The organism is Mesorhizobium sp. WSM4989, from assembly GCF_029625795.1.
GTDB lineage: Bacteria > Pseudomonadota > Alphaproteobacteria > Rhizobiales > Rhizobiaceae > Mesorhizobium.
The window spans coordinates 920,978-946,890 of record NZ_JARTVN010000001.1; the positions used below are offsets into that span (position 1 = coordinate 920,978).

At 60.2% G+C, this 25,913-nt stretch carries 21 protein-coding genes; 3 read left to right on the forward strand and 18 right to left on the reverse strand.

Annotated features, from left to right (window positions below):
• Window positions 1-52: 52 nt before the first annotated feature.
• A complete protein-coding gene (locus P9217_RS04645) occupies window positions 53-1,195 on the forward strand; it encodes a DegT/DnrJ/EryC1/StrS aminotransferase family protein (protein WP_095823761.1) in 1,143 nt (380 codons plus the stop codon).
• 21 nt (window positions 1,196-1,216) lie between these two features.
• On the opposite strand, the gene cysQ is transcribed toward P9217_RS04645, so the two are convergent.
• From cysQ to cysD, 3 genes are read right to left on the reverse strand one after another with little or no spacing between them, the layout of a single operon-like run.
• A complete protein-coding gene (gene cysQ, locus P9217_RS04650; protein ID WP_164748290.1) occupies window positions 1,217-2,002 on the reverse strand; it encodes a 3'(2'),5'-bisphosphate nucleotidase CysQ in 786 nt (261 codons plus the stop codon).
• A 10-nt stretch (window positions 2,003-2,012) separates the two neighbouring features.
• Window positions 2,013-3,950, reverse strand: a complete 1,938-nt coding sequence (cysN, locus tag P9217_RS04655) for a sulfate adenylyltransferase subunit CysN (protein ID WP_278086527.1) — start codon at window positions 3,948-3,950, stop codon at window positions 2,013-2,015.
• A gap of 2 nt (window positions 3,951-3,952) precedes the next feature.
• Complete coding sequence (gene cysD / locus P9217_RS04660) at window positions 3,953-4,858, reverse strand: sulfate adenylyltransferase subunit CysD (protein WP_066997810.1); 906 nt, start codon at window positions 4,856-4,858, stop codon at window positions 3,953-3,955.
• Window positions 4,859-5,312: 454 nt separating this feature from the next.
• Here cysD and P9217_RS04665 point away from each other — a divergent pair, with 454 nt between their 5' ends.
• Both P9217_RS04665 and P9217_RS04670 read left to right on the forward strand, forming a co-directional pair.
• Window positions 5,313-6,602 (forward strand): O-antigen ligase, encoded by a 1,290-nt coding sequence (locus P9217_RS04665; RefSeq protein WP_278086526.1) that lies wholly within the window; start codon window positions 5,313-5,315, stop codon window positions 6,600-6,602.
• On the forward strand, window positions 6,599-7,534 hold the full coding sequence (locus P9217_RS04670; RefSeq protein WP_278086525.1) for an NAD-dependent epimerase/dehydratase family protein: 936 nt from the start codon (window positions 6,599-6,601) through the stop codon (window positions 7,532-7,534). Before P9217_RS04665 ends, P9217_RS04670 begins: the two co-directional genes overlap by 4 nt.
• Here P9217_RS04670 and P9217_RS04675 read toward each other — a convergent pair.
• The 15 genes from P9217_RS04675 to P9217_RS04745 all read right to left on the reverse strand — a co-directional run bounded on the left by P9217_RS04675 (window position 7,522) and on the right by P9217_RS04745 (window position 25,877).
• Window positions 7,522-8,016 (reverse strand): sugar transferase, encoded by a 495-nt coding sequence (locus P9217_RS04675; RefSeq protein ID WP_278086953.1) that lies wholly within the window; start codon window positions 8,014-8,016, stop codon window positions 7,522-7,524. The two genes, P9217_RS04670 and P9217_RS04675, sit on opposite strands and share 13 nt — an antisense overlap.
• Before the next feature lie 92 nt (window positions 8,017-8,108).
• Window positions 8,109-8,969, reverse strand: a complete 861-nt coding sequence (locus P9217_RS04680) for a glycosyltransferase family 2 protein (RefSeq protein ID WP_278086524.1) — start codon at window positions 8,967-8,969, stop codon at window positions 8,109-8,111.
• An 86-nt stretch (window positions 8,970-9,055) separates the two neighbouring features.
• Window positions 9,056-11,092, reverse strand: a complete 2,037-nt coding sequence (locus P9217_RS04685; protein WP_278086523.1) for a nucleoside-diphosphate sugar epimerase/dehydratase — start codon at window positions 11,090-11,092, stop codon at window positions 9,056-9,058.
• A gap of 245 nt (window positions 11,093-11,337) precedes the next feature.
• The gene (locus P9217_RS04690) at window positions 11,338-12,456 is read right to left on the reverse strand and encodes a glycosyltransferase (RefSeq protein ID WP_127243226.1); all 1,119 of its coding nucleotides are present in this window, start codon (window positions 12,454-12,456) and stop codon (window positions 11,338-11,340) included.
• Entirely contained in the window at window positions 12,453-13,577 is a 1,125-nt protein-coding gene (locus P9217_RS04695) for a glycosyltransferase family 1 protein (protein WP_278086522.1), read from the reverse strand. The genes P9217_RS04690 and P9217_RS04695 overlap by 4 nt, the downstream gene beginning before the upstream one ends.
• Window positions 13,578-13,658: 81 nt before the next feature.
• Window positions 13,659-14,825 (reverse strand): glycosyltransferase, encoded by a 1,167-nt coding sequence (locus P9217_RS04700; RefSeq protein WP_278086521.1) that lies wholly within the window; start codon window positions 14,823-14,825, stop codon window positions 13,659-13,661.
• Window positions 14,826-14,854: 29 nt separating this feature from the next.
• Window positions 14,855-16,420 carry a glycosyltransferase gene (locus P9217_RS04705; protein WP_278088273.1) on the reverse strand — a complete coding sequence of 522 codons (1,566 nt, stop codon included), beginning with the start codon at window positions 16,418-16,420 and terminating at the stop codon, window positions 14,855-14,857.
• Window positions 16,421-16,528: 108 nt separating this feature from the next.
• Window positions 16,529-17,938 carry a hypothetical protein gene (locus tag P9217_RS04710; protein WP_278086519.1) on the reverse strand — a complete coding sequence of 470 codons (1,410 nt, stop codon included), beginning with the start codon at window positions 17,936-17,938 and terminating at the stop codon, window positions 16,529-16,531.
• Window positions 17,935-19,170, reverse strand: a complete 1,236-nt coding sequence (locus P9217_RS04715; RefSeq protein WP_278086518.1) for an ABC transporter ATP-binding protein — start codon at window positions 19,168-19,170, stop codon at window positions 17,935-17,937. The genes P9217_RS04710 and P9217_RS04715 overlap by 4 nt, the downstream gene beginning before the upstream one ends.
• On the reverse strand, window positions 19,170-19,955 hold the full coding sequence (locus tag P9217_RS04720; protein ID WP_278086517.1) for an ABC transporter permease: 786 nt from the start codon (window positions 19,953-19,955) through the stop codon (window positions 19,170-19,172). The genes P9217_RS04715 and P9217_RS04720 overlap by 1 nt, the downstream gene beginning before the upstream one ends.
• Window positions 19,956-19,979: 24 nt before the next feature.
• On the reverse strand, window positions 19,980-20,924 hold the full coding sequence (locus tag P9217_RS04725) for a GDP-mannose 4,6-dehydratase (protein WP_278086516.1): 945 nt from the start codon (window positions 20,922-20,924) through the stop codon (window positions 19,980-19,982).
• Window positions 20,925-20,962: 38 nt separating this feature from the next.
• Window positions 20,963-21,949, reverse strand: coding sequence for a GDP-mannose 4,6-dehydratase (gmd, locus tag P9217_RS04730; RefSeq protein WP_278086515.1), 987 nt, complete (start codon window positions 21,947-21,949; stop codon window positions 20,963-20,965).
• A 49-nt stretch (window positions 21,950-21,998) separates the two neighbouring features.
• Window positions 21,999-23,414: a mannose-1-phosphate guanylyltransferase/mannose-6-phosphate isomerase gene (locus tag P9217_RS04735; RefSeq protein ID WP_278086514.1), complete on the reverse strand. Its 1,416-nt coding sequence runs from the start codon at window positions 23,412-23,414 to the stop codon at window positions 21,999-22,001.
• 2 nt (window positions 23,415-23,416) lie between these two features.
• The gene (locus P9217_RS04740) at window positions 23,417-24,844 is read right to left on the reverse strand and encodes a phosphomannomutase (protein WP_127404006.1); all 1,428 of its coding nucleotides are present in this window, start codon (window positions 24,842-24,844) and stop codon (window positions 23,417-23,419) included.
• A 439-nt stretch (window positions 24,845-25,283) separates the two neighbouring features.
• Window positions 25,284-25,877: a biotin transporter BioY gene (locus P9217_RS04745; protein WP_278086513.1), complete on the reverse strand. Its 594-nt coding sequence runs from the start codon at window positions 25,875-25,877 to the stop codon at window positions 25,284-25,286.
• Between the last annotated feature and the right edge of the window lie 36 nt (window positions 25,878-25,913).

Here is a 25,913-nt window from a genome sequence, read left to right on the forward strand (position 1 = left end):
GTGGCAAGTCTGGTACCAGCGGGCCGGTTTACTGGCAGCTTCTGAGGCCGACATGCAGTTCATCGATCTTGGCGCGCAGCGCGAACGAATCCGCGACCGGCTGAAGGCCGCGATCGACACGGTGGTCGAAGACGGCCGTTACATCCTCGGCCCGCAAGTCGCAGAATTCGAGAACAAGCTCGCGGCTTACATCGGCGTCAAGCATGTGGTGGCCTGCGCCAACGGCACCGATGCGCTGCTTCTGCCGCTGTTTGCGGCCGGCATCGGTCCGGGCGATGCCGTGTTCGTGCCAAGCTTCACCTTCGCCGCGACGGCCGAAGTGGTGGCGCTCGCCAAGGCCGAGCCTGTCTTCGTCGACGTCGATCCCGACACCTACAACATCGATATCGCCAGCCTCGAGGCGGCGATCGACATGATCAAGAAGCAAGGAAGGCTGAAGCCGAAGGCGATCATCCCGGTCGACCTGTTCGGACTTGCCGCCGACTACGAGGCGATCATGGCGATCGCAAAGCGCGAGAGCCTGCTGGTGATCGAGGACGCCGCCCAGTCGATGGGCGGCTCGGCCGACGGCACGATGTGCGGCGCCTTCGGCCATGTCGGCTCGACCAGCTTCTATCCGGCCAAGCCGCTCGGCTGCTACGGCGATGGCGGCGCGATGTTCACCAACGATGCTGCGCTCGCCGACAAGCTGCGCTCCTTCGCCTTCCACGGCAAGGGCGAGACGCAGTACGACAACATCCGCGTCGGCATCAATTCCCGCCTCGACACGCTGCAGGCGGCGATCCTGATCGAGAAGCTCGCCATCCTCGAGGAGGAGATGGTGGCCCGCCAGGCGGTCGCCGACCGTTACGCCAATGGGCTTGGCGACATCGTCAAGGCATCACGCAATCTCGGCCACGGCCGCTCGGCCTGGGCGCAATATGCCATCGAGACGCCGAAACGCGACGGGTTGAAGGCCCATCTCGGCGAACAAGGCATCCCGTCGGTCATCTATTACGTGAAGCCGCTGCACGAACAAATCGCCTACCGCGATTATCCGCGTACGCCGACCGGTCTTGCGGTTTCGGAGAAGCTGCCGAAGCAGATCCTCTGTCTGCCGATGCACGCCTATCTCAGCGAAGCCGACCAAGACAAGATCGTCGAGACGATCCGCAATTATATCGGCTCCAACTCGGCGCAGGTCGCGGCTGCCTAATCTCGGCCCTTGAGCGGGAGATTAAACCTCCACGCCCTTCCCCGTCGCAATGAAATACGGGTTGGCGAAATCCGTGTCAGTGGCCTGGTTGCGTTTGCCGTAGACGAGCGGCTGGCCGTCCAGCGTGCGGGTCATGCCGCCGGCGGCGCGCAGCACCGCATCGCCAGCGGCCGTGTCCCACTCCATGGTGCGGCCGAAGCGCGGATAAACGTCAGCCTCGGCGGCGGCGAGCAGGCAGAATTTCAGCGACGAGCCTATCGAGACGATTTCGGTGGCGCCGAGATCGCGGATGAAGGCTTCGGTTTCCGGCGTGTTGTGCGAGCGGCTGGCGACGACGGCGAGCGGCGTGCCGCCTGCCCGCACGGTGATTGGCCGACGGCCGGCGATACGATAGTCGCCGTCAACGTCGATCGCTTCCGCCGTCCCCGCCCGACCGGAGAAGAAACGTCCTGTGCAAGGCGCGAACACGACGCCGACTTCCGGCACGCCGTGGCGCACCAGCGCAATGTTGACGGTGAAATCGGTGCGGCGGTTGACGAATTCCTTGGTGCCGTCGAGCGGATCGACGAGGAAGAAGGCACAGTCGAGGTCGGGCGTGGCAATACCCGCCGCAACCTCCTCCTCGGCGACGCAAGGGATGTCCGGATAAGCGGCGCGCAGGCCGGCCAGGATAATCTTTTCGCTTTCGCGATCGGCTTCCGTCACCGGCGAAGAGTCGGACTTGCTGTCGACGGCGCAGCCTTCGTGGAAAACGCGCATCACCGCGCGGCCGGCATCGAGCGCGAGGCGCTCGAACACGCCAAGCATTGCCGCGTCGTCAGATGCCGCCGCCATCGTCATACTGCTCTTCGGCAACGTCGCGCTCCGTCAGCCAGTGTTCCAGGGCTTCCGCCATCTCCTCGGGCGTCCTGCCGAGAGTCTCGAGGTGGATCTCGGGGTTCTCCGGCGTCTCGTAGGGAGAATCGACGCCGGTGAAGTTCTTGATTTCGCCGCTCAAGGCGCGGGCGTAAAGGCCCTTCGGGTCGCGGCGGGCGCATTCCTCGAACGGCGTGTCGACGAACACCTCTACGAATTCCCCCTCGCCCATCAGCTCGCGCGCCATGCGCCGCTCGGCGCTGAAGGGCGAGATGAACGAGACGATGACGATCAGGCCCGCATCGGCCATCAGCTTGGCCACTTCGGCGACGCGGCGGATGTTTTCGACCCGATCCGCGTCGGTGAAGCCGAGATCGCGGTTGAGGCCGTGGCGGACATTGTCGCCGTCGAGGATGTAGGTGTGGCGGCCGGACGCGAACAGCTTCCTCTCGAAAAGATTTGCGATGGTCGACTTGCCGGAACCGGACAGACCGGTGAACCAGAACACCGCCGGGCGCTGGTTCTTGAGGTCAGAGCGGCCGCGCTTGCCGACGTCGAGCGATTGCCAATGGATGTTCTCGGCGCGGCGCAGCGAATGCAGGATCATCCCGGCGCCGACGGTGGCGTTGCTGATGCGGTCGATCAGGATGAAGGCGCCGGTCGTGCGGTTCTCGGCGAAGGGATCGAAGGCGATCGGCGCCCGGGTCGACAGGTTGCACACCCCGACCTCGTTGAGGTCGAGGGACTTCGCCGCTTCATGCGCGAAATCGTTGACGTTGACGCGGTATTTCAGATCGGTGACGGTCGCGCTCACCTGATCGGTTTCGGTGCGCAGGATATAGGACCGGCCGGGCAGCAGGGCCTGCTCGTCGAACCAGACCAGATTGGCGGCGAACTGGTCGGCGACCTGCGGACGTGCGGCCGGCGATACCAGCATGTTGCCGCGCGAAACCTCGACCTCGTCCTCGAGGACGAGCGTGATGGCCTGGCCGGCAACAGCCTGCTCAAGGTCGCCGCCATGCGCGACGATGCGCTTGACCCGGGAGGCCCTGCCCGATTTGGCGACCACGACCTCGTCGCCTTTGGAAACGGAACCGGATGCAATGGTTCCGGCAAAGCCGCGAAAATCGAGATTGGGACGGTTCACATACTGGACGGGGAAGCGGAACGGCAATTCGATCGCCGCCTCGTCGACAGACACGGTTTCCAGATGCTCGATAAGCGACGGCCCGGAATACCAGGGCGTTCGCTCCGAGCGGCTGGTGACATTGTCGCCGAAGCGCGCCGACATCGGAATCGGCACGATACTGTTGAAGCCCAGGCTTTGCGCGAATTCGCCGTAGTCGGCGACGATCCGGTCGAACACGGTCTTGTCGAAGCCGACGAGGTCGATCTTGTTGACGGCAAGAACGATGTGGCGGATGCCGAGCAGCGAGGCGATGACCGAATGGCGCCGGGTCTGGCGCAGCACGCCCTGGCGCGCATCGATCAGCACGATGGCGACGTCGGCGGTCGAAGCGCCCGTCGCCATGTTGCGCGTGTATTGCTCATGGCCGGGCGTGTCGGCGACGATGAACTTGCGCTTTGGGGTGGCGAAGAAGCGGTAGGCGACGTCGATTGTGATGCCCTGCTCGCGCTCGGCCTCCAGCCCGTCGACGAGCAGCGCGAAGTCGATGTCGTCGCCGGTGGTGCCGTGCTTGCGAGAATCGTTCTCCAACGCGGCGAGCTGGTCCTCGAAAATCTGCTTGGTATCGGACAGCAGCCGGCCGATCAGCGTCGACTTGCCGTCGTCGACCGAGCCGCAGGTGAGAAAGCGCAGCAGCGATTTCTTCTCCTGCGCGGCCATGTAGTCGCGGATCGAATCGGTCGGGGCGAGGCTCTTGGCCAGGATGTGGCGCATGCTCAGAAATACCCCTCGCGCTTCTTCTTTTCCATGGAACCTGCCTCGTCGCGGTCGATGAGGCGGCCCTGGCGCTCGGAGGTGCGGGCGGTCAGCATCTCGCCGACGATGGCTTCGAGCGTGTCGGCATCAGATTCTATGGCGCCCGTCAGCGGATAGCAGCCCAGCGTGCGGAAGCGCACGAGACGGTTCTCGATTTTCTCGCCGGGGCGCAGTTGCATGCGGTCATCGTCCTTCATGATGAGCATGCCGTCGCGTTCGACGACCGGCCGCTCCTTGGCGAAATAGAGCGGCACGATGGGGATGTTCTCCTGCAAGATATACTGCCAGATGTCGAGCTCGGTCCAATTGGACAGGGGAAAGACGCGGATCGATTCACCCGGCGCGATCCGGGTGTTGAAGATCTTCCACATTTCCGGCCGCTGGTTCTTGGGGTCCCAAGCATGCTGGGCATTGCGGAAGGAAAAGATGCGCTCCTTGGCGCGCGACTTCTCCTCGTCGCGACGGGCGCCGCCGAAGGCCGCGTCGAAGCCGTATTTGTCGAGCGCCTGGCGCAGCGCCACCGTCTTCATGACATGGGTGTGGGTGTTCGAGCCGTGATCGAAGGGGTTGATGCCGTCGCGCACGCCGTCTTCGTTGACATGGACAAGCAGGTCGAAGCCGAGCTTCTGCGCCATCTGATCGCGAAAGGCGATCATCTCACGGAATTTCCAGGTCGTGTCGACATGCAGGAAGGGAAATGGCGGCTTGGCGGGATAGAAGGCCTTCATCGCCAAATGCATCAGCACCGAGGAATCCTTGCCGACCGAATAGAGCATCACCGGCTTGGCGAAAGAGGCCGCAACCTCACGGAAGATGTGGATGGATTCGGCCTCTAGCCGCTGCAAATGGGTAAGCGCGATATTCATAAGCTATTGAGCGTTCTTTCGTGCCGGCCAGGCCTTGCAGCAGGCGATTGGCGCGGTTTGCTAAAACAGCCCGTCAAGCCCTGGACACTTGTCGCGGGCGTTCTAGCAGATCGCCATCGCCCATAACAATGCAAGACCCGCGCCGGGCACAGCGCTTTGGGAATGAATTTTCCAAGTGAGCTTGATAAGTCGGAAAATTCTCCCAGACAAGCCGAGCAATTGAAAGGGGCCGAACAAACCTATTTGCTTCGATCGGCTAGGTTGACTTCCAAGAGCTTTCGTCCACGCCGCCGATTTTTGGCTGGACATCCTTCGGTCGCCCTATCGGAGATCGGAGCCAGCCGCTATACCGGCGCGGGAGCGGGCGAGGCGCGGCAGAACGGGATCGGTCAGGGCCAATTGTTCGGTACCCCGGCGGGTCTGCGCACAACCTGGAAGATTGCGAAGCAAGGCATTGAACCCGTTTACATCGCTTCGGCGGCATCTCACGCCGACACAGATCAACATCTACTTCTCGATCGTCTGCTTCTTCTCGCCGCCGGTGCTGGGATCGGTGGTCAGCTTCGTTTTCAACGGTGGCGCGCTTTGGTCCGTGTTCCTGCTCGCCATCAAACGGCGGCAGTTCAACATCGACCGGCCGATGCTGGCCATGACGGTGGCGATCTGTGCCTATTGCGCGGCCATCGTCCTTGCTTCGATCGTCAACGGCACGCTGGCGGCGGATCTGCGGTTGTTCCTGCCGCTGATCACTTTCCTCTTCTTTCCGATCTCCTATTCGACCTGGAGCATCACGGAAAAGACCGTGCTTGTGCGCATCGTCGTGCTGGCGAGCGCCGCGGCATGTTTCGGCGCGCTGCTGCTCGCCGTGGTTCAGTATTACTGGCTCGGCACCAGGGCCGAAGGCGGTGCCGGGAATGCCATCGTATTCGCGACGGTGACCTGCCTGGCCGCGGCGATGAGCCTCGCAGGCGCGCTGTCGGGGATCGAGAAGCGCTGGAAGCTGCTGACTCTCGCTGCGCTGTCGGGCAGCTTGGCGGTGCTTTATTCGGGCTCCCGCATCATCTGGCTGGCGCTGCTGCTTGCGGGCATCGCCGTGCTCTCGATCAACCGGCGCCGGCTCAGCGGGTTGAAACTCGCGCGCATTGCGCTGATTGCCGGCGGCGCCTGCCTGCTGCTCGCCGCGATCGCGTTTCCCGTCATTGCCAATCGCGCTGACTTCCTTTTCAGCGACTTGGATGCGCTGACCACCAAGAACGACCATACGACGGCGCTTGGGCTGCGGGTGGCGATGTGGGAGATCGGCACGAAGGCGTTTCACGAGGCTCCGATTTTCGGACATGGCATCACAGGCAGCCGGGCGCTGATGAAACAGGGTTTTCACGATCAATTCGGCATGGACGCAGGCTACAACCATTACCACAACGGTTTTCTGACCGCGGCGGTGCAGGCCGGTTTGTTAGGGGCGTTCGCCTTGGCGGCGATCTTCGTCGTCGCGGCCTGGAACGCGGCAAGGGCGCTGCGCCGCAGCGCCGGCCCAGCGGAACGGTTCGGCGCAACGATGATCATCGTCACGGTCGTCACCTATCTCATAGGCGGGCTGACCGGTATCCTAGTCGGCCAGGACCTTCTCGATTCGACGCTGATGGTGTTCCTGGTTTCGGGAACCTATCTGGCTTGCGGACGAACGGTGCCGCCGACCGGCAAGAGCGCAGCCATTCCTTCGGCCGCCGGCCGGCGAACATGAAGGTCCTGGTCACCGGGGCGACGGGGCTGATCGGGCGCCAGGTGACCGGCCGGCTGCGTCAGGCCGGCTTCGACATACGCATTGCGTCCCGCCGGCCAGAACGACTGCAGGCTGCGGGCGATGTCTTTGCGCTGCCCGGCGCCGATGCGCCGGACGACGCCTTCCTGGCGCTGATGCGCGAGGTGAGCCATGTCGTCCACTGCGCGGCGCTGAACAACGATCGGACCTTCAGCGACGCCGACCACCAGGCCGCCAATGCGACACTGACCGCGCGGCTGGCCAAGGCCGCGGCTGCAGGTTGCGGCGGGCGCTTCATCTATCTTTCCTCGATCCGGGCCGTGGCGGGTCCCGGCTTCAGCGGCACGATCAACGAGGCGATGGCCCCTGCCCCGCAATGCGCCTATGGCCGCTCCAAACGCGAAGGCGAGATCAGGCTGATCGGGGTTTACGCCGGGCGCCCGGATGCCACGGCACTGCGCCTGCCGCCCGTCTATGGCGAGGGCATGAGGGGCAACATGGCATTGATGATGCGGCTTGCCGACACCGCCCTGCCGCTGCCGGCCGGCGTGCTGGCAGGTGTGCGTTCGCTGATCGCGTCCGACACGGCGGCGGGCGCGGTGCTGCACCTTGTCAGCCGTCCGGGACCGCTCCACCCGGCCTATGTCGCGGGCAACGCAGCTCCGCTGGCGATGTCCGAAATCATTGCCGCGTTCCGGCGTGGTTTCGGCCGTCCGCCGCGGCTTGCTCCCATGCCTGCGATGGCGCTGCGGCTGGCGGCAAGGCTGCTCGGCAGGCAGGCATCATGGCAAGCCTTGACCGCGACCCAGATCTGCGATCCGTCGCTGCTGGTCGCGGAAGGTTGGATACCGGAAGCCGATACGCTCGGCCGGCTTGAGGAACTGGCGCGAAAGCAGGCCGCTCAGGCCCGGTAGAATGTCCCCAGCAATATTCTGAGGTCGAGGCCGATCGAAGCGGCCTTCAGATAGGCAGCGTCGGTCTCGGCGCAGAGTTTCGGATCGGACATGTCGATGTCCTTGATCTGCGCCAGCCCGGTGATGCCCGGAAGCGCCGATAGCACGCCCAGCCGCTGCCGGTAGCCGATCAGCTCCGTTTGCGTCGGCAGGCATGGACGGGGACCGACAAGGCTCATCTCGCCCTTGAGCACGTTCCAGAGCTGCGGCAGTTCATCGATCTTGGTCGAGCGCAGCACCCTGCCCACCGCGGTGACCGACCCAGCAGGCGCCTCGTGCGTGGGCAAGGACGGGGTGTTGCGATGCATGGTGCGCAGCTTGTGGCAGGCAAAGACAGCGCCGCCGCGCCCGACGCGCGGCTGCGAAAAGATGGCCGGTCCGGATGACGTCGCCCTGACCGCCAGCATGGCGATCAGCACAACGGGAGACGTAACCGCCAGCATGACGGCCGCGATAGTCAGGTCGAAAGCCCGCTTAGCCGTCACGGCTCAGATCCTCCGCCAAAGAAAGGCAAGGTAGAGGCCGAGCGTGCCCATCAGGGTCTGCCGGTAGACGCCGCTTTTGCCGAGCAGGCGGAAGCGCCTGAGAGCATTGCCCTTGCGCGCCCTGATGAAGAGGCGAAGGCAACGTGCTGCATCGCGTGTACGAGGTCGCGGTTGACGGCAAGGCCTCTGAGATTGCTGTCCGTCCAGGCGGCGAACTGGCCCTGGAACAGCCGCCCGAGCCTCGAAAGCCTCGCCTTCCAGGAGACGTTGGCGCCGACCAGGTTCGCCCCGTGCTGCCGGTATCTGACCAGCGGCCGCGGCTCGTAGCGGACCTTGCCGGCGGCGGTGACGACGAGATAGGCCCACCAGTCATGGCTGACGAATTCGGTTCTTGCCGAGGCCTTCGCCAGAAGGTCACGCGCCGCGCGGTTGAAGAGCATGGTGTTGCCGCCGGCGATGCTCTGCACAAGGGCGTTGCGAAAGGATGGCGGGCGGTGGAACAGCGGCGAATGGCCGGCCGGGACGCCGGTCCCCGAAATGGTCGCCGTACGCGAGCAGAACAGGAGCGGCATTGCCATATCCTGTGTCTCCATCCAGCGAATGGCGCTCTCCAGCCGGTCCGGCTCCCAGACATCGTCCTGGTCGCAAAAGGCGTAGTAATCGGCATCGACGCGCGGCTCGATGATCATCGAGCGGAAGTTGGCTGCGAAGCCGTTTCGCGGGCCCTGCACCACGGTAAGGGAGCCCTTGTTCCAGCGGGACCGCCACGCCTCGAGGATCGCGAGCGTGGCGTCCGTCGAGCCGTCGTCGGAAACCCAGAGATCGACATGGGGCCATGATTGGGCGAGCAAGGATTGCAACTGCTCGCCGATATAGGCGGCGCCATCCCTCGTGCCCATGAGAACGGCCACGCGCTGATCTTTTCCGGTCACTGCTTCAGAACCCGCAGGGCATTCGAACAGGCTTCAATAGCCAATTGCGGGAGGGCGGCACAGGCCTAACCGATCTGTCCAGCCGCTTTCGGCACCGCCCGCTCGGGCGCGCCGCCAATGCCTTGCCCTGCCCGGTGGAGCCCGGCCAGGATCGCGAGCGCCGCGGCCTTGTCCTGCTCCCGTATCGCGGCCACCAGCGCCGGCAGCGCGGCCTCGATCCTCGGCCACTCGACGACGTCGGTCCTGAGGCCGAAGATCTTGGCGATGTCGAGCTTGACGACCTCCTCGCTTTCGCCATGCAGCGCCTCGTGCAGCTTCTCGCCGGGCCTGATGCCGGTGAAGCGGATCGGAATGTCGGTATAGGGGCTTTTGCCGGCCATGCGGATCATGGTTTCGGCGACTTCGAGGATCGGCACGGGCTTGCCCATGTCGAGCATGTAGATGGCGTAGTCGTCCCTGCCCTGGCGCCGCTCGGCATCGGCGGCCGACATGATGACGAGATCGACGGCCTCGGCCACCGTCATGAAATAGCGCGTCATGCGCCGGTCGGTGATGGTGACAGGCCCGCCGGCCTCGATCTGCGCCTGGAAGATGGTCGCCACCGAGCCGTTGGAGCCGAAGACATTGCCGAAGCGCACGGCGATGAATTTGGTGCCGGGACGACGCACAGTTGGGGTGCCGGCATGGTGGCCGTTCAGCCCGCCGGCAGGGAAAGGCGACGGCGCGGCGTGGGTTTCATGCAGCGAGGAGACGATCTGCTCGGCCGCGCGCTTGGTGACGCCAAGCACCGAGCTCGGGTCGACGGCCTTGTCGCTGGAAATCAGCAGGAACTGCGGCACCCCGCATTCGGCCGCGACCTCGGCGCAGGCGAGCGTGCCGAAGACATTGGTCTCGATCGCCGCTTCCCAGTTCTCTTCCAGCAGCGGCACGTGCTTGAGAGCTGCGGCGTGAAAGATGATGGCGGGTTTGAACTCGCTGACGAGGCGCATCATGTGCGGCCGGTCGGTGACATCGACGATGCGGCTTGCCAGCCGGTCGCGGTCTTTCTCGTCGATGATCTGATCGAGCTGGAAGATGCCGAACTCGGAATTGTCGGCCACCAGCACCGCCTCGGCGCCGAGCTCCAGCGCGCGCTTGACCAGCACACGGCCGATGGAGCCGGCTCCGCCGGTGACCAGCACGCGCTTGCCGCCGACGAAGGCGCCGATGCGCGCGATGTCGGTGGCGACCGCCGAACGGCGCATGATGGTTTCCATCTCGACGGCATCGAGAACCAGCTTGCCGCCCTGCCCCAGCTCCGAAAGACCGGAGAACTGGACGACGGCGATGCCGCTATGGCGGGCGACGCGCACCAGCTCGGCATAGTCCTCGATCTCGCGCTCGACCCCCTTGCCGAAGATCAGGAGGTCGAGGTTTTCCGTGCCCTTGACATATTCTTCCAGCACCTCGACCAGACGCGGCCGCAGCGCCACGACCGGAACGCCCTGGATCTGCGTGCCGAGCGGCGCGCCGGCCTCCGTGGCCATGATGCCGGCAATGGCATATTCGGCCGGCACCGCCGTGCGGGTGAAGCGGACGATCACGTCGGCCTCGCTCAGCCGGCCGATGAACAGCGCCTGCTTGATCGACGCATCGCCGGCGGCGCGGCGCAGGATGCGCCAGGACGCGCCGTCGCGCAGGAAGCGATAGTAGAGCCTGGGTGCCGAAATGATGGTGAAGGAGACCAGGAAGAAGACGATGAACTGGCGCTCGTTGAGGCCGGCGACCGGCTGGAAAAAGGAGCGGTAGGCAATCGAAGCCAGATAGAGAACCACCGTCAGGCTGCCGCAGCCCTTCAGGATGTTGAAAAAGTCGGGCGTCGAGGCAAAGCGCCAGACGGTGCTGTAGAGGCCGCAGGTGCGAAACAGGAGATGGGCAAGGAGCACGATCAGCGCCCAGCAGGCCAGCCCGCCGGAGGAGAACGCATCGAAGGAAAGCCGCGACTGCGAGAGCGTGAGGCTGAGCGCCACCGCGATCAGGACCATGACGAGGTCCTGGACCATGATGATGGCGCGCCGCATCTTCGGTCGCAGGCCCGATACGGCTTCTACATAGGCGGTCATTGGGTAGTACTGAACTCCAGGCGCGGGAATACTATCAGAGCGGCGCGGGACAGAACACCGTCCACCGCTACTCCAGATTGCAAATCCCCAACCCCGTCACCCTGTTATCGCATTAGCGCGGACTTGGGGGGAGAGCTAGGGTTTTTTTGGGCGAGCACCGATCCGCCAAGTGTCATGAACTCAGCGGTAAGTAAAATGACAGACTCTTCATTGAAACCGAACAGGATGGTGCACGGCCTTGTTGTTCAGCCTTTGCGGCCACCGAGCTCGCGGTAGAGCTCGGCATAGGATTTCCCCATCCTCTCCGCCGTGAACAGGCGAACGTAGCGATCGCGCGCGGCTCGTCCCCAGCTTGCGGCCTCGGTCGGCCCATCGACCAGCCGGTTGATGGCCTCGGCGAGGCGTATCGGGTCCGATGGCGGAACAACGAGCCCGGTCCGGCCGGCTTCATTAACATAGCTTGTGCCCGTTCCGATTTCGCAAGAAATCAACGGTTTGCCGCACATGGCTGCCTCGGCGAGTGAAAGACCGTAAGCTTCGGACCTCTGATTCGACGGGAAAACGAAGCCGAGGCAGGTGCGTAGCAGAGCCATCTTGCGGGGTTCGGCTACCTCGCCAAGGAAAATCACATTATCGCGGCCCAGCGTCTCGGCCTGTTGCCTGAGCTCGCGCTCGACCGGTCCCGAGCCGGCGATGACAATCTTGCACCGCGCCTGGCCGGCGGCATGGATCAGGACATCCAGCCCCTTATAGTAGCGCAGAACGCCGACGAACAGTACGAAAGGCTCCGCGACCGTCGATCGGCACCAGACGTCGTCGGCCGCGCTTGGCGTTGGATAGGCGCCTTCGTCGATGCCGATGGGGATGATCTTCGATTTGGCCCTGAATGTTCTGAGAACAGGACTCGAGTCGAGATAGTTCGGCGATGTCGCCACGATAGCGTCGACAGCCCCGAGGAATCGCATCATCAAGGGCCGGTAAAAAGGCAGGATAAGCCTCTGTTTGACGATGTCGGAATGATAGGTGACAACAGCCGGCTTGCCGTGGCGGGAGTGAAAATGCACGACGTCCATGAACGGCCATGGAAAGTGGTAGTGGACCAGATCGGCTTGTCTGGCGAGCGTACCGAACTTGCGAAAGGCCTCGCGCGAAAATCCGGTGGACGCAAGCTCGAAATCCAGCCTGGCTTTGCGGGCAACATGGCCGTCAAGACGTTGCGTGTTTTCTTCCGGCGTGCGGCTCAACGAGAGCACCTGTGTTTCGACGCCGTGCCGAGCCGTGCTCTCGGCGATGGCATGGATGGTCCGCTCCACCCCGCCGAAGGTATCGGGCCAGTATGTCTTGAAGAAATGCAGGACTTTCACGCGAGGGTCTTCCGTCTTTGCCGGACGGCCTGCTCGAAGATCCGTAGCATGTCCCTGGCGTGATTCTCCCAGGTGAATCGCCCGGCATTGTCGCGCGCGCCGGCGGCAATCCGGCTGCGAAACTCAGCATCCATCGAGAGCCGGCCGAATGCCGCGGCGATCGCCGCCGGGTCGTTCGGGTCGACAAGGACGGCATTGTCTCCGGCGACTTCAGGCATCGACGATGTGTTCGACGTCAGCACCGGCTTGCCGAAGGAGTGGGCCTCGACGATCGGCAAGCCGAATCCCTCATAGAGGGAGGGCATCGCCAGGAACAGGCAATTCGCATATAGCGTGGCGAGCACACTGTCGTCGACGAAACCAGTAAACCTGATATTTGTCTCGAGCCCGCTGCTGCGCACGAGATCGGCCAGCCCCGTCTGTTTCCATCCCTTGCCACCGACGATGACTAGGTCGCAGCCCGCGCGGGTGCCGGCTGGCAGCAGGCCATAGGCCTTGATCAGATTGGCGAGGTTCTTGCGAGGCTCGAGCGTGCCGACAAAAAGCGCGTAGGGCCAAGTGATGCCGAGCGGCCCGAGGCTCGAAACATCGCCGGGGGCCGGCAGCGTGGCGGTACCCGGAAAAATTGTCCTGACCGGCGATTTCAGCCAGGGGAATGCGCTTGTCAACGCGCTCGTCGTGGCGCTCGAATCCGTGACGACGACATCGGCAGTCTTCAAAGCGGGCTTCATCAGCAGGCGCTCGCCAATGAAGGTCCGGGCACGCATGGTCTCCGGCGCGTGCAGCCAGACGAGGTCGTGGATGGTGATCACGCGCGCCATGCCGCTGTCCAGAACGAGCGGCAGGCGATGCGCGGGCCCCCAGAAAACCTCCGCGCGGCGGCGCCGCGCCAGGGAGGGCAGAACGGTCTGGCCCCAGATGGTTCGGGCGAGAGCCCCCCTGAAGCCGGAGGCATGAAGGGAAACGCCCGGCGGAATGTCGTAATCCACGCTTATCTCGTCCGGCGCATAGACAACCACATCGGCGCCAAGCGCGGCCAGAGCCTTGATCGCATTGTGAACGAACCGACCGATGCCATCGGTCCCCGATAAGAGGTTCCTGCCGTCGATCCCGATTTTCAATGGTTTCCTCGGAAATGCATTGGAATTGAGGATTCCAGACATTTGCACAGAGGATAGAGGCGTTCGAACCGCAATTCACCCTCACGCAGAGATGAGATTACTTATTGCGGATGGATATTCGGAGAGAATTTTCCCCCAGGTCAAATTGCGGACCTCGTCGAACGATCTTGTACTATTCGTCCCGAATAAAAGTATATCCCTAATTCGCTTTTTGAATTCGGTTGGGTCATCGGCAATATTAACGCCGGGAAGGGTAGTGTATTCGTCGAAACCATCAAAACTCTTGGACGTACCCACAATTGGTTTTAAGGAGAGGAGAGCTTCAGCCGTTTTCAGGTTAGACCCACCGCCGGACGTTACCGGCAACACCACAACTTCAGCCAACCCAAACAGCGCGTTCAGCGCATCTTCCTCTTGACGTCCAATTAGCATCGTTGTTTCGGCAAATATGGAACGATTCGCAGAATACAAGGGCGAAGACATGATGAGGTCACAAACCCCGCCGACGATGACGAGCTTAGCGTCCGGAGGTATACATCCCGGGGCGGGAAGGAACATCCGAAAAAATCCTTCAGCGTTGGGCGGATGGGCGCTTCCGGTAAAGATCGCAATTTTCTGGTACCGGAGTTCATGCCGCCAAGCGCGTAATAAACTCTCGGATGCGTTGCGAGGAATGTGACCATTGCCAAATACGCGAACCTTCCGGGCGCCCCATTTGGCATAGACGTCGGCATCGCGCCGTGTGCACGCGACTACCAAATCCGCCGCTTCCACCAAATCTCGCTCCAGTTTCTCGGTCGTCTTTCGATCGAGCAGAGACGGCATAAGTTCCGACTCGACATTCTGGCTCGAGTAAACAATCTTCACGCCATCCAGGCCGCTTCGGCGAAGGTCGGACAGCAAGGCCGAATGCCACGGTTGTTCGAAGACTATTATCTTAGGCGAGCATCGCCTGATCCTCGCCAAGAGGCTGCGCCTGTACGATGGTTCTGCATCAAAAATCGAGTTCGCATGAAGATCTAGCTTTCTTCCGTCAGAAAAAAGCGCCGTATGAATTTCCCTACCAAAGGCAAATTCCCCTTCAGCCCTGTCATACTCGGGGTAAGAGACCCCCGAAAAAATCGGTATGTAATCTACCTGGAGCCCGCTATCGACGAGCGCGTCGACAAGTGCTCTGACCCTTCTCTGCCCTCCATGATATGGCTTGCTGATGGGATATATACCGATGTATGAAACATCATAGGGCATTTCGGAACTTCCCAACAGTAATGATCTATTCATGCCTCGTTGGCTAACTGAATCCCGCCAGCCGCAAGAATGTGACCTATGATCGGCGCTGTGAAATTTTTCCAGGTGTATTGTTTGTAGTTTTCCAAAATAAAACTCGATCGCTTTCGTAAACAATCCTCATCAAACATGTATTCTTCGATCTTCCTAATCCACCCCACGCCATCGAGTGTATCCAGATGATCGGCAAGTCCTTGACCTGCTTCTTCTACAGACGACCCCGTCGAAGCTACGCAGGGCTTTCCAAAGGCCAAACTTTCCGCCACTGTCATGCCGAAACCCTCGTAGTGAGACGGAAATATTGTAAAAGCGCAATTGGCATACAGCCAACGCAGTTGAACATCGCTAACGTTATCCAAGTGGACGATATGGTGCCCCCCGATGACGGGATCGTGAGAGATTCTCCTCATGAGACTCTCGGTGTCCCAGCCTTGTTTGCCGGCCAAAACCAACGGGAACAGATTGGCACCGTGCTTCAACGCAAGGCGCCGCCACAGAAGGTAAGCGAAGTCGTGATTTTTTCGCGACTCTATAGTACTTACAAAAAGCACAAACTTCCCTGGAGCAATCGCGTCCATGCCGGGAATGCGAATGTGCTCCCCTGACTCACCGCTATCAAGGACAAACCGTGCGGGGCCAAGCTTGCAAATTTGCGTTTTACTCTCTGGGATCGAAGGGTAACCGCATGCCTCAGCATAGCGTCGGAGATCGAACGCAGTGCTGGAAGAGATGCAGAAAAAATGATCACACGACCACAACAGATAATGGAGACACGCGGCAAAATTTTGAGCAGCCCCGGACTCGGAGAATTGTCTGACTACAATAGGCACTATGTCAAACAATAGTAGGCTTACATGAATTTTGCTTTGCGATTTTATTTTCCAGATCCATTTTGCCTTGTTTCCTTCCCAGAAGACGCCTGGCAAGAGTATTGCAGAGATGGTATGCATCGGCACTGGGGCTGAGTCTGGCGGCGGGGCGCTGTGGACCAAGGTCATGCGAAGTCCGCCAAGTGACGCCTTCAAGTCAACATCTCGGCTGACCGACCAAAATCTGGCAAACCTACCGAGCGTATCGAAATCGATCGCGTCGAAGTGATTAGCCACAAACTGCTTTGCACGTGTTGCAACCTTTAGGCGCCACGCGTTAGACGCTGAGGCTCGTGCGATTATATAGTTGGCAAACAAAAGCCCAGCGACAAAGGTCTTTACATAGGAGGTTTTAGAAACAGGGGTCAGAACCTGTCGTTCAACAGGAGAGCGTTTGCCAAACCCGGATGCGCTGCCGGCAGAAACCGAGTTTGTGATCATCTCAATGACGGCGTCTCTCGAAATCTCGCTGTATCCCTCTGCCTCATCAGAATAAACGCCGAAAATCACGTTCTCTGAAGATGCCGCCAGGAAATGTCTAGCTACCTCGTGCTCGCATCGAATTATGCCAACGGGAGGAGAAGACCGATGACGCCAGCTGGTGCTTAGGTCAACGAGTACACGACCTCCTACCGGCTGAGCGAAATAGGTATTCTCTTTTGAAGAAGATCGATCAGTTTCTGACATTATAGTTGTCACTAAAAATCACGGATAGCATCAGGTCGGTCTGCGGTGAGTTACAAACATCCACGGCTTGGTCATGAACATTGTGCCTTCATGCGTTGGCATTCACAGCTAGGACAAAAACTTGTTGCGGATTTGGAACCATCTCCAACGGGCTTTATTGCCCGCAAATCGCAGCGGTTTTGTGATCCACCAAGAGATTGAGGCATAGGTTTGGGCAAGACGGGCCTCTAGTTGCAGCCTTGCCTCTCGCTCTGCAGCAAGGCGATTTTCCAAGTCGACCCGTGCGCTTCGTTCTTCGGCAAGTTGAGCCTCCTGAGCACCTTTTGCCTCTCGCTCTTCGGCAAGGCTAGCTTCCAGTTGTCCCCGGACGCGTTCGGCGTCCTTGTTTTCCTGGTCGAGACTAATGAGCTTCGATTGCTGAGCAGCAACCCTTCCGCCCAGATCGCGAAGCGCAGCCGCCTCTCTGTTTTCCGTCCGGATTAGCACATCCCGAAGACGCCTAATCTCAACCGAAGAACGCTTGATTTTCGACCGACCTGCCAATGAAGGCGCACTCTCTTCACGAAGCCGCTGTGCGTGAGCAATTTGCTCGGGTTCGTTGCCTGTTTCCTCGAACCATTTCAGTACGCGCCGCTCAAGTGGTTCGAAAAACGCCGCATCTCCATTATCGTAGGGGGCCTGGGCCACACTACAATCAGAAAAGTCGACTCCCTGTATTCGGCAAGCTTCAAGTTTATCCAGAATCTCAGCGCGATAGTCGCAGCTCGACGAAAGTTTATCAATATTTATCAGGAAATCGGCTGTTCGTCCTGCTTCCAGCATTGCAAGCATGTATAGTGTGAAGTGCACAAGATAACTCGCTTCTGCCGAAGGCCGCCGCAACCCATAAAATGACAGTTGGGCACCGACGCTTGATTCTGCACAGGCTTCAAAGCCGATGTATTCTTTTAAAATGGAAACTACTTGAGGACATCCTGGGGCATTTAAAATGAGTTGGTGTGCGGTGTCGAAGTAGTCGGTGGTCTTAAGTGACCACCATTGATCCCAAGGGTTGCGCCAGAGGAAAACATGAGAGCCACCAAGCTGCCTTTTCAAGAGAGCCATCCGCAGCGGTGTTCGGCATTCCTGGATGACCGGCCGGTTTGGAGCGGCTTCGATGATCGCCCTGAGATACGATGACGTTGCGTTTACTGCGGCGCCACCAAAATAACCAGAGTATACTATTTCGGAGGATATAACGTCTTTCCAGGCGGAATGGATATCGTAAAGCTCCTGGAAGTAAGGTTTTTCAAGCTTGGGGTGGCGTACAGCCTGCTGAAACGAACCCGAACCTTCAATGGTTAGGAGAATATCGGGATTATAGCGCGCATCAACAGCCAATTCATGTATAGGTTCTTGAAAGCATGTATAGCGCGGCGTGCCGTCACGTGTCACACGCCTCAACACATTAAACAGATAAGTGCTTCCGCTTCTGTGGAGCGAATGAATAAAAAATGGATCGCGTCCTGGCTCGCTCATGAGACGAGATCCAGCTCAAAAGAGGCGTTCAGATGTGTGGTTCCCATAAAAAAGGGATAATCTGTATTGATCACATCGAAAACAATTTTGTTGTCGACCTTATGATAAACTTCGGCAATGTGTGTATCATCCCGGTGAAGGCCAAAGGAAACGGCGTACGAGCCCGGACCAAGCGCACAATTGAAGTGAAGGGTGGAAAGTAAAACCTGTCCGGCACGGGGTCTATCAATGATCTGTTTTGTGTGCCAGGTATTACTTCCCCAAATGAGATGACCGCCTCGATCCGTGATACGGTGGCCAATGACCAGGCGGTCAAGATCGCATTTTATGACAATACGGGCTCGAACCTCCAATTCCTCACTTGTACGTGCCACCTTTATCGGTCTCTCATCATTTGGATGATAAAGGTCGATTGCCTCAACTTTGGCCAGGTCATTGCCAAATTCCGTATAGGACCACCCATCCTTGCTTCGTTTCTGTTCGATCGAGAGTTTCGCGTTTTCCCGCTCTGCAATCATCGCATTGTAATAGTCGACCACCTCGTCCGGCTTGCCGTCCTTGAGGATCGTGCCTTTGTCGAGCAGGATCACCCTGTCGCTCAGCGCTCGAACGTCGCCCATGCCGTGAGTGACCAGGATGATGGAAGCACCTTGCGCCTTGAACTGCCTTATCCGGTCGAAGCTCTTGTGCTGGAAATAACTGTCGCCAACGGAAAGAACCTCGTCGACGATCAGGATATCGGGGCGTTTCGCAGTAGCGAGCGCAAAAGCGAGGCGCGCTTGCATACCGCTCGAATAGATTCTGGTGGGTTCATCAAAGAATTCGCCGATTTCGGCAAACTCCTCGATCCCGGGCATCAGCGCCGTCAGTTCCTGCTGCGAAAAGCCCATCAGTCCGCCCGCCTGGTATATGTTTTGGCGCCCGGTAAACTCGGGGTTGAAACCGAGGCCCAGTTCGAGGATGGCGCTGATCCTGCCGGTCACTGTGGTTGAGCCGACTGTTGGGCGAACGGTGCCTGTGATCATCTTGAGCAGCGTGCTTTTGCCGGCGCCGTTTTGGCCGATCAGAGCAACAGCTTCACCCTGCTTGACCTGGAAGGAGACGTCCCGGTTTGCCCAAAATTCGCTTTGCGGCGCAATCGACGCGCCGAACCAGTTCGCAAACCTTTGCAGATTGCTCCGATACGTGGCGTAGGACTTGCCCACATGGGAAACATCAAGAACTACCGACATCAGAGGGCGTCCACCAACTCAGGGCTTGCGCGGCGAAACACGGTAAAGGAGAGCAATACTGCAAGGCCTCCGACCAGAAGCGTAGGCAACAGACTTGTCCATTGCGGTCCTTGATTGAGCAGAAGAGCGTCTTGATAAAGCCCGACCAGCGGCGTCATCGGATTGAGCGCAAGCAGCCACTGGAATTGTTGAGGCACCACGTTTCTCAAGTAAACGATGGGCGTGAACCAGAACCAAAGCTGCATGAAAACGCTCATAAACTGAGCTACGTCGCGCACGAATACATTCAGCACTCCCAGGAAAACGCCGATGCCGAATGCCATCGCAGAGATTAGCAGCATTCCAGGAACGAGATACAGCCATGCCAAGCCAGGCAAATGGCCGAAAAACAGGAATATGATCATGATCGCGGTAAGCAGAAGGACGTGATTGATGATCGCGCTTCCCAGGATGATGACCGGAAGGCAGAGGCGCGGAAAAGCTATCTTCTTCATCGCTGAAGCCTGCTCGATGAAGATGCCAATGCTCCTGTTCAATATCTCGCTGAAAAGGCCCCACGCTGCCATGCCCGAAAGGAGATAGATCGGATAGGCAGCCGTACTGTCGCTGTTGGGCATGCGGGCGCGCATGACTTCCGCAAGAACGATCGAAAAAATCAGAGATTGGGCGAGCGGATGAAGGATGAACCAAAGCGCTCCCAGGCGCGAGCGCGCAAAACGGCCGCGCAGTTCGCCCCTGATGGAGGAAAAAATGAAATGGCGATATTGCCAAAGGCTTCGGAACATAGGTTTGACCTTTGCGCGCGGTCGTCAGCGGGGGCTACATGCCCGACGCCAATACCCCAAAACGTCGGCCAATGTTTGCTCAAACGGCACCAGAGGCGTCCAGTTCAGCCCTGCGCGTGCCTTTGATGCATCACCATAAGAGATAGGGATTTCGTTCGGTCGAAGCTTTGCCGGGTCTTCGCGCACTTCGATGTCGATGCCCGACTGTACAATAAGCGCGTCTAGGATATCCCGAATTCTGCGGGGTCGTCCCGACGCGATGTTGTAGACGTGGTCAGGCCCGGTCTCGGAGACCCGGATCGCGGCGGTCGCGTAGGCGCGCACGACATCGCGAACGTCGAGGAAATCGCGCTCGGCTTCGAGATTTCCGACATGAATGACCGGCTCGCGCTTGCCCGACAGGATTTCGGCGACTTGGCGTGCGAAATCGGAGACCACATAGGTGTCGGACTGGCCAGGGCCGGTGTGATTGAATGGGCGAAAGCGAATGGCGCGGAGCCCGTCATAAGACATCTGCCCGATCATCAGGTCGGCGGCCGCTTTGGTCGCACCGTAGATGCTAACCGGCCGGAGCGGTGCGTTTTCCGTTAGGGGACCAGCCGGGTTCTGGAAAGAGGCTCCGTAGGCTTCCGAGCTACCAACGTACACGATCCTGGCCTCCGGAGCATGGCGCATCACGGATTCCGCCAAGTTCATCGTTCCCGTCACGTTGACATCCCAGGCATGTCGTGGAGCGTTACGTGCATCCGAGGGCGCGGCCACCGCCGCCAAATGGACCAGTGCGGTGGGCTGGATTTCGCGGACGGCGCCGTCGACGGCATCCCGGTCTCGCAGGTCGATCAGGTTTCGCTGCCCTTCGCCATGACCGAACGCGAACACCTTGCAGCCGGCGTGCTCCTGCTCCAGCAACTGCAACAGTGCCGTGCCGACAAACCCGCTGGCTCCGGTTACAAGGATGCGATGCGTCAACGTACCGACCACTCTCGCGAAAAAGTCTTTGCGATCACTCAGCGCCTCGGCGGGTTGGAATGACGTTCCAGATCCGCATCCACCATCTCGCAGATCATCTCTTCCAGCGAGATCGTAGCTTCCCACCCCAGCTTCTGCTTAGCCTTTGCCGGGTTGCCGAGCAGGATCTCGACTTCCGCGGGCCTGAACAGATCCGGATCGATCACAAGGTGGTCGTCCATCTTCAGCCCAACATGCTCAAAGGCGATGCGGCACATGTCACGGACGGTCGTCGTCCTGCCCGTGGCCACCACATAGTCGTCCGGCTGATCCTGTTGCAGCATCAGCCACATGGCGCGGACATAGTCCTTCGAATGGCCCCAGTCGCGCTTGGCGTCGATGTTGCCGAGCCGCAATTCGTTGGCCATGCCTTTCTTGATCCGCGCCACCGCGTCCGTAACTTTGCGGGTCACGAATTCAATGCCGCGAAGCGGCGATTCGTGATTGAAGAGGATGCCGCTGGAGGCGTGGATGCCAAAGCTTTCACGATAGTTGACGGCGATCCAGTGCCCGTACAGCTTCGCGACCGCATAGGGAGAGCGGGGGTAGAAAGGCGTAGTTTCCGACTGCATCGGCTCCTGAATGAGGCCGTACATTTCCGATGACGAGGCCTGGTAGAAGCGTGCCTCGGGGATTTCAAGGCGGAGCGCCTCGAGCACATTGGTAACACCCATGCCCGTAACGTTGCCCGTCAGAATCGGCTGCTGCCAAGATGATTTGACGAAGGATTGCGCTGCAAGATTGTAGACTTCGTCCGGTCTGATTTCGCGCATCGTCCGGGCCAGACCGGACAGATCCGTCAGATTTCCGTCCACGATCCGAATGTCTTTCTCGATGCCAAGCCATTTCAGGCGCGTAGTATTAACGTCGGCTGTGCTTGAGCGCCGGGCAAGTCCATGAACTTCGTAACCCTTCGCAAGCAAGAGTTCCGCCAGATAGGCACCGTCTTGCCCGGTGATGCCGGTTATCAAGGCTGTCTTTGTCATCAATGCTCTCGATACTATCTAATGATCCGCTCTGCCAGCCGATGAACCCTCAGGCCCGACCATAAACGTCGTCGAACCGCACGATATCGTCTTCACCAAGATACTCCCCGCTTTGCACTTCGATCATCACAAGGGGAAGGACGCCCGGATTTTCCAGACGATGCTTGTGGCCACAGGGAATATAGGTGGACTGGTTGATCGTGAGCAGGATTTCGCTCTCGCCATTAACGACCCTGGCAGTTCCGCTCACCACCACCCAGTGCTCGGAGCGATGGTGGTGCGCCTGGAGGCTCAGGCGGGCGCCTGGCTTCACTTCAATGCGCTTGATCTTGAAGCGGTGCCCTTCCTCCAGCACGGTATAGGTGCCCCACGGGCGATGCACCGTGCGGTGCAGTGTTGCCGTCTCGTGCCCCTCCGCCTTGAGGCGGTTATAGAGGTCCTTCACTTCCTGTGCTTTGTCCTTGCGCGCGACCAGAAGCGCGTCTGGCGTGTCCACGATCAAGAGGTCTGAAACGCCGACAAGACCGACCAGCCGATCTTCGCTATGCACGTAGCAGTTCGCCGCGTCGTGCAGAATTGTTTCGCCGGTGGCGCGGTTGCCCCTGTCGTCGGCCGAAACAAGTTCCGACAGCACGGACCATGAGCCGATGTCCGACCAATCGAAACCGCAGGGCACGAAACCCACGTTCCTTGCCTTCTCCATCACGGCGTAGTCGATAGAAACAGCGGGAACAGCCGCGAAGCTGTCCCTATCCACCTCGACGGTGAGCCGGTCCGTGCCATCCGCTGTCCTGCCTTTCTCGAGGGCTGTGCGCGCACTGGCCAAGATGTCCGGGCACAGGTCCCGCATGGCTTCCAGCATCGAGCGGGCCGTGAAACAGAACATCCCTGAGTTCCAGAAGAAACGGCCGGTAGCGATAAATTGGGCCGCGGTGGCCGCATTCGGTTTTTCCACGAACCGAAGAACTCTATCCCCCTCGGCCTCGACGTAGCCAAAGCCCGTTTCGGGGCGGTCGGGCTTCACGCCGAATGTGACAATCTGACCTGAGGCCGCAAGCGCCGCCGCTCTCGCGACACTCGCGCGGAAGCCGGCCTGATCCAGTATCAGATGATCAGCAGGGAGCACGACTAGGACGGCGTCCGGGTTCTCGTGCGCGACGTGCACTGCCGCGAGCGCAACTGCGGCCGCCGTGTCGCGGCCGAACGGCTCCAGCAGGAATGTGTTCTTCACGCCTGGAGCCGCCACCTCCGCATATTCATCGGCGGTAAGAAACAGCAGGTCGCGGTTGGTGACCGTCACGACATGATCGATGCCTTCGAGCTCCACGGCGCGCGCGTAGGTCTTTCGAATCAACGTCCCGCCCTCCGGCAGCGGGATGAAGGGCTTCGGATGCATTGCGCGGGAAATCGGCCAGAGCCGAGAACCGACGCCGCCGCTTATGATGACAGGGACGATATTGGTCAACGTCAACTCTCTAAGATCTGAGCCCCGGCCAGAGCGAGACTCCAACCGAGCAATTCGTCTGCGCGGGATTCCGCTTTTGCCTCGACGTAGCAGCGCAATTCGGGCGCGTTACCTGACGCACGGAAGTGCACAACTTCTCCGTTAGGGACGGTGATACGCACGCCGTCATGGTTGTCAATATTCCCGATGCCCCCGAGATCCGCGAAGATGTTGTCGGCATAGGCTGCGTCAGCCGCCAACTTGCCAAGAAAGGAGGCGCTATTCTCGCTCGGCACCCCCTCGAGCCGACCGCTTGCGGCGGCAAGAAAGCGAAAGTCGGCCGCTATCTCGGCGAGAGGGCGAACATTCTTTGCGATTACTGCCAGCGTGCAGACAATTGGCAATACCGAATCCCGCGTCTGCAAAGCCGGGAGGCTGCGCCCACCTCGCTCGACGGACGAACCCAGGAGAACCCCGCCATTCGCCTCGAAGCCCACGACACATCTTGCGCCCTGGGCGAGAGCGGTGCCGATACCTTCGACGACATAGGGCGAGCCCACACGTGTGCGGACGACCCTTGCGAAATGACCGCAGCGCTCCAGACCGGAATTGGAACTGACCGGTGTGACAACACAGTCGGCACCCAAGACATTCGCGGTGATTGCACCTACCAGATCGCCGCGCACGAAAGTACCGCTGGCGTCCGCAACGAGCGGCCTATCGCCATCGCCATCGGTGGACACGATCGCGTCGAACGGTTCCGCTGCCGCCCAATCCTTGAGAAGCGCTACATCTTCCTGCCTGAGCGCCTCTGTATCGACCGGAATGAAATGTTCGGCCCTGCCCAGAGGTACCGTTTCAGCCCCCAGTCCGCGAAGAATATCGACGACGACGTCTCTTGCCACGGATGAATGCTGGTAGACGCCGACGCGCAGGCCAGAAAGGCTGCCTTGTTCAAAGAAATCCAGGAAGCGGTCCATGTAGCACTGGAACGGCTCGGCGCCCACCCGCACAGGATCAACTCGCGACAGGAGCGGAACGGGATCCCCGATGGCTGCGTGGATTTCGACGATGTCGCGTTCATCGCGCTTATCGATCTCCCCGTCCGCCCGGTAAAATTTGAGCCCATTTCTGTCGTCGGGAATGTGACTGCCAGTGACCATTATTGCTGGAGCGTTCTCGCCGGTAGCGTAAAGCGCAAGCGCGGGCGTGGGTAATGCTCCACAATCGACCGGCACAAGTCCGGACGCGGCGATCGCTGAATGAACAAGTTGCGCGATCTGGGGACTGGAGGCGCGTAGGTCACGTCCGACAAAAACCTCCGAGCCTTCGTTCAACAAGTTCCGATTCTGGAGCATGCGCAGGAAAGCGACGGTGTAGCTAAATGCCGGCGTACCTCGAAGCTCGCTGACTAGGCCGCGCAGTCCACTGGTACCAAACTTCACAGTCACCCTTTGCGACCCTTTCCGAAGAAATTTGGCTTGGTGCAAGTTAGGCAAACTGACATCGTTTTCGCGCGGGCCGGCCGAGCATTACGGCAGATGCGGAGCATCAGATAACGCATCTCTACAGATCAGGTCACCTGAGCGGCCTTCCGTATATTTCCATTTAATATTAGATACTTCTAACATTATTGGACAGAGGAACGCTCTTCTGCCTTCTGCAAGGATAGCGCCTTTCAAGAAGGTCTCCTTGAATTGCCGAGCCCCCCGGCCCCGCAAGCTGCTCGTGCTTATGTTTCGCGAAGTGGCTTGTCAATCTCTGGCTGAACCTACACACAGCGGGCTTCGCCATTTACACCAGATGCCAGAGAGCGAAGCCTCAACACCGTCGAAATAAAAAGCCGGCGCGTGAGCGCCGGCTTATGGTTGATCTGTTGGAACGGAATTTTCAGGACTGCTTCGGCAGCAGCGCCCAGACCGCCGGCACGAGGCTCGCGGCCAGCGCCACCTTGATCAGGTCGCCGGCGATGAACGGCGCGACGCCGAACTGCCAGGACTTTTCCGGTCCGATGAGCGCCGCCAGCCAGGCAAAGCCCATCGCCATCATGACGATCTCGGCGGCAAGCATGGCGCCGAACAGCTTTAAGGGGTGGCGGTCCCAGCCGCGGTCGGCGGCCCAGCCGGCGATCGCCGCCATCACCACGAAGCCGGCAAGGTAGCCGCCGGTGGAGCCCAGCATATAAGCGATGCCGAGGCCCTTTTCCGGCGTGCCCTGGAACACCGGCAAACCAAAAGCGCCCTCGGCGAGGTAGAGAAGGAGCGTCGCGACGGCAAGACGCATGCCGAAGGCCGAGGCGATCAGCAGCACCGCAAGCGTCTGCAGCGAGATGTCGACCGGACCCAACACCACTTTCGTCTTCGCCGACAGGGTGAGCAGGAGGGTTCCTGCAAGCGCCAGAAAGAGCTGGCTGGCAAGCCGGGCCGCGCCCTGGTCGGGCAGAGCGAGAGAAACGAGCGGGCGCATCGTGGTTGCAGTTGCCATGGTCTTCCCCATCGTGGCTGATTTGCTGTGTTTGAG

What these genes read in the sequence shown, in the direction of transcription:
- P9217_RS04645 (WP_095823761.1), top strand. Translation starts at nt 53, where the DNA reads ATGCAGTTCATCGATCTTGGCGCGCAGCGCGAACGAATCCGCGACCGG.
- cysQ (WP_164748290.1), bottom strand. Translation starts at nt 2,002, where the DNA reads ATGCTTGGCGTGTTCGAGCGCCTCGCGCTCGATGCCGGCCGCGCGGTG.
- cysN (WP_278086527.1), bottom strand. Translation starts at nt 3,950, where the DNA reads ATGCGCCACATCCTGGCCAAGAGCCTCGCCCCGACCGATTCGATCCGC.
- cysD (WP_066997810.1), bottom strand. Translation starts at nt 4,858, where the DNA reads ATGAATATCGCGCTTACCCATTTGCAGCGGCTAGAGGCCGAATCCATC.
- P9217_RS04670 (WP_278086525.1), top strand. Translation starts at nt 6,599, where the DNA reads ATGAAGGTCCTGGTCACCGGGGCGACGGGGCTGATCGGGCGCCAGGTG.
- P9217_RS04675 (WP_278086953.1), bottom strand. Translation starts at nt 8,016, where the DNA reads ATGCTGGCGGTTACGTCTCCCGTTGTGCTGATCGCCATGCTGGCGGTC.
- P9217_RS04685 (WP_278086523.1), bottom strand. Translation starts at nt 11,092, where the DNA reads ATGACCGCCTATGTAGAAGCCGTATCGGGCCTGCGACCGAAGATGCGG.
- P9217_RS04700 (WP_278086521.1), bottom strand. Translation starts at nt 14,825, where the DNA reads ATGCCCTATGATGTTTCATACATCGGTATATATCCCATCAGCAAGCCA.
- P9217_RS04705 (WP_278088273.1), bottom strand. Translation starts at nt 16,420, where the DNA reads ATGTCAGAAACTGATCGATCTTCTTCAAAAGAGAATACCTATTTCGCT.
- P9217_RS04710 (WP_278086519.1), bottom strand. Translation starts at nt 17,938, where the DNA reads ATGAGCGAGCCAGGACGCGATCCATTTTTTATTCATTCGCTCCACAGA.
- P9217_RS04715 (WP_278086518.1), bottom strand. Translation starts at nt 19,170, where the DNA reads ATGTCGGTAGTTCTTGATGTTTCCCATGTGGGCAAGTCCTACGCCACG.
- P9217_RS04720 (WP_278086517.1), bottom strand. Translation starts at nt 19,955, where the DNA reads ATGTTCCGAAGCCTTTGGCAATATCGCCATTTCATTTTTTCCTCCATC.
- gmd (WP_278086515.1), bottom strand. Translation starts at nt 21,949, where the DNA reads ATGACAAAGACAGCCTTGATAACCGGCATCACCGGGCAAGACGGTGCC.
- P9217_RS04745 (WP_278086513.1), bottom strand. Translation starts at nt 25,877, where the DNA reads ATGGCAACTGCAACCACGATGCGCCCGCTCGTTTCTCTCGCTCTGCCC.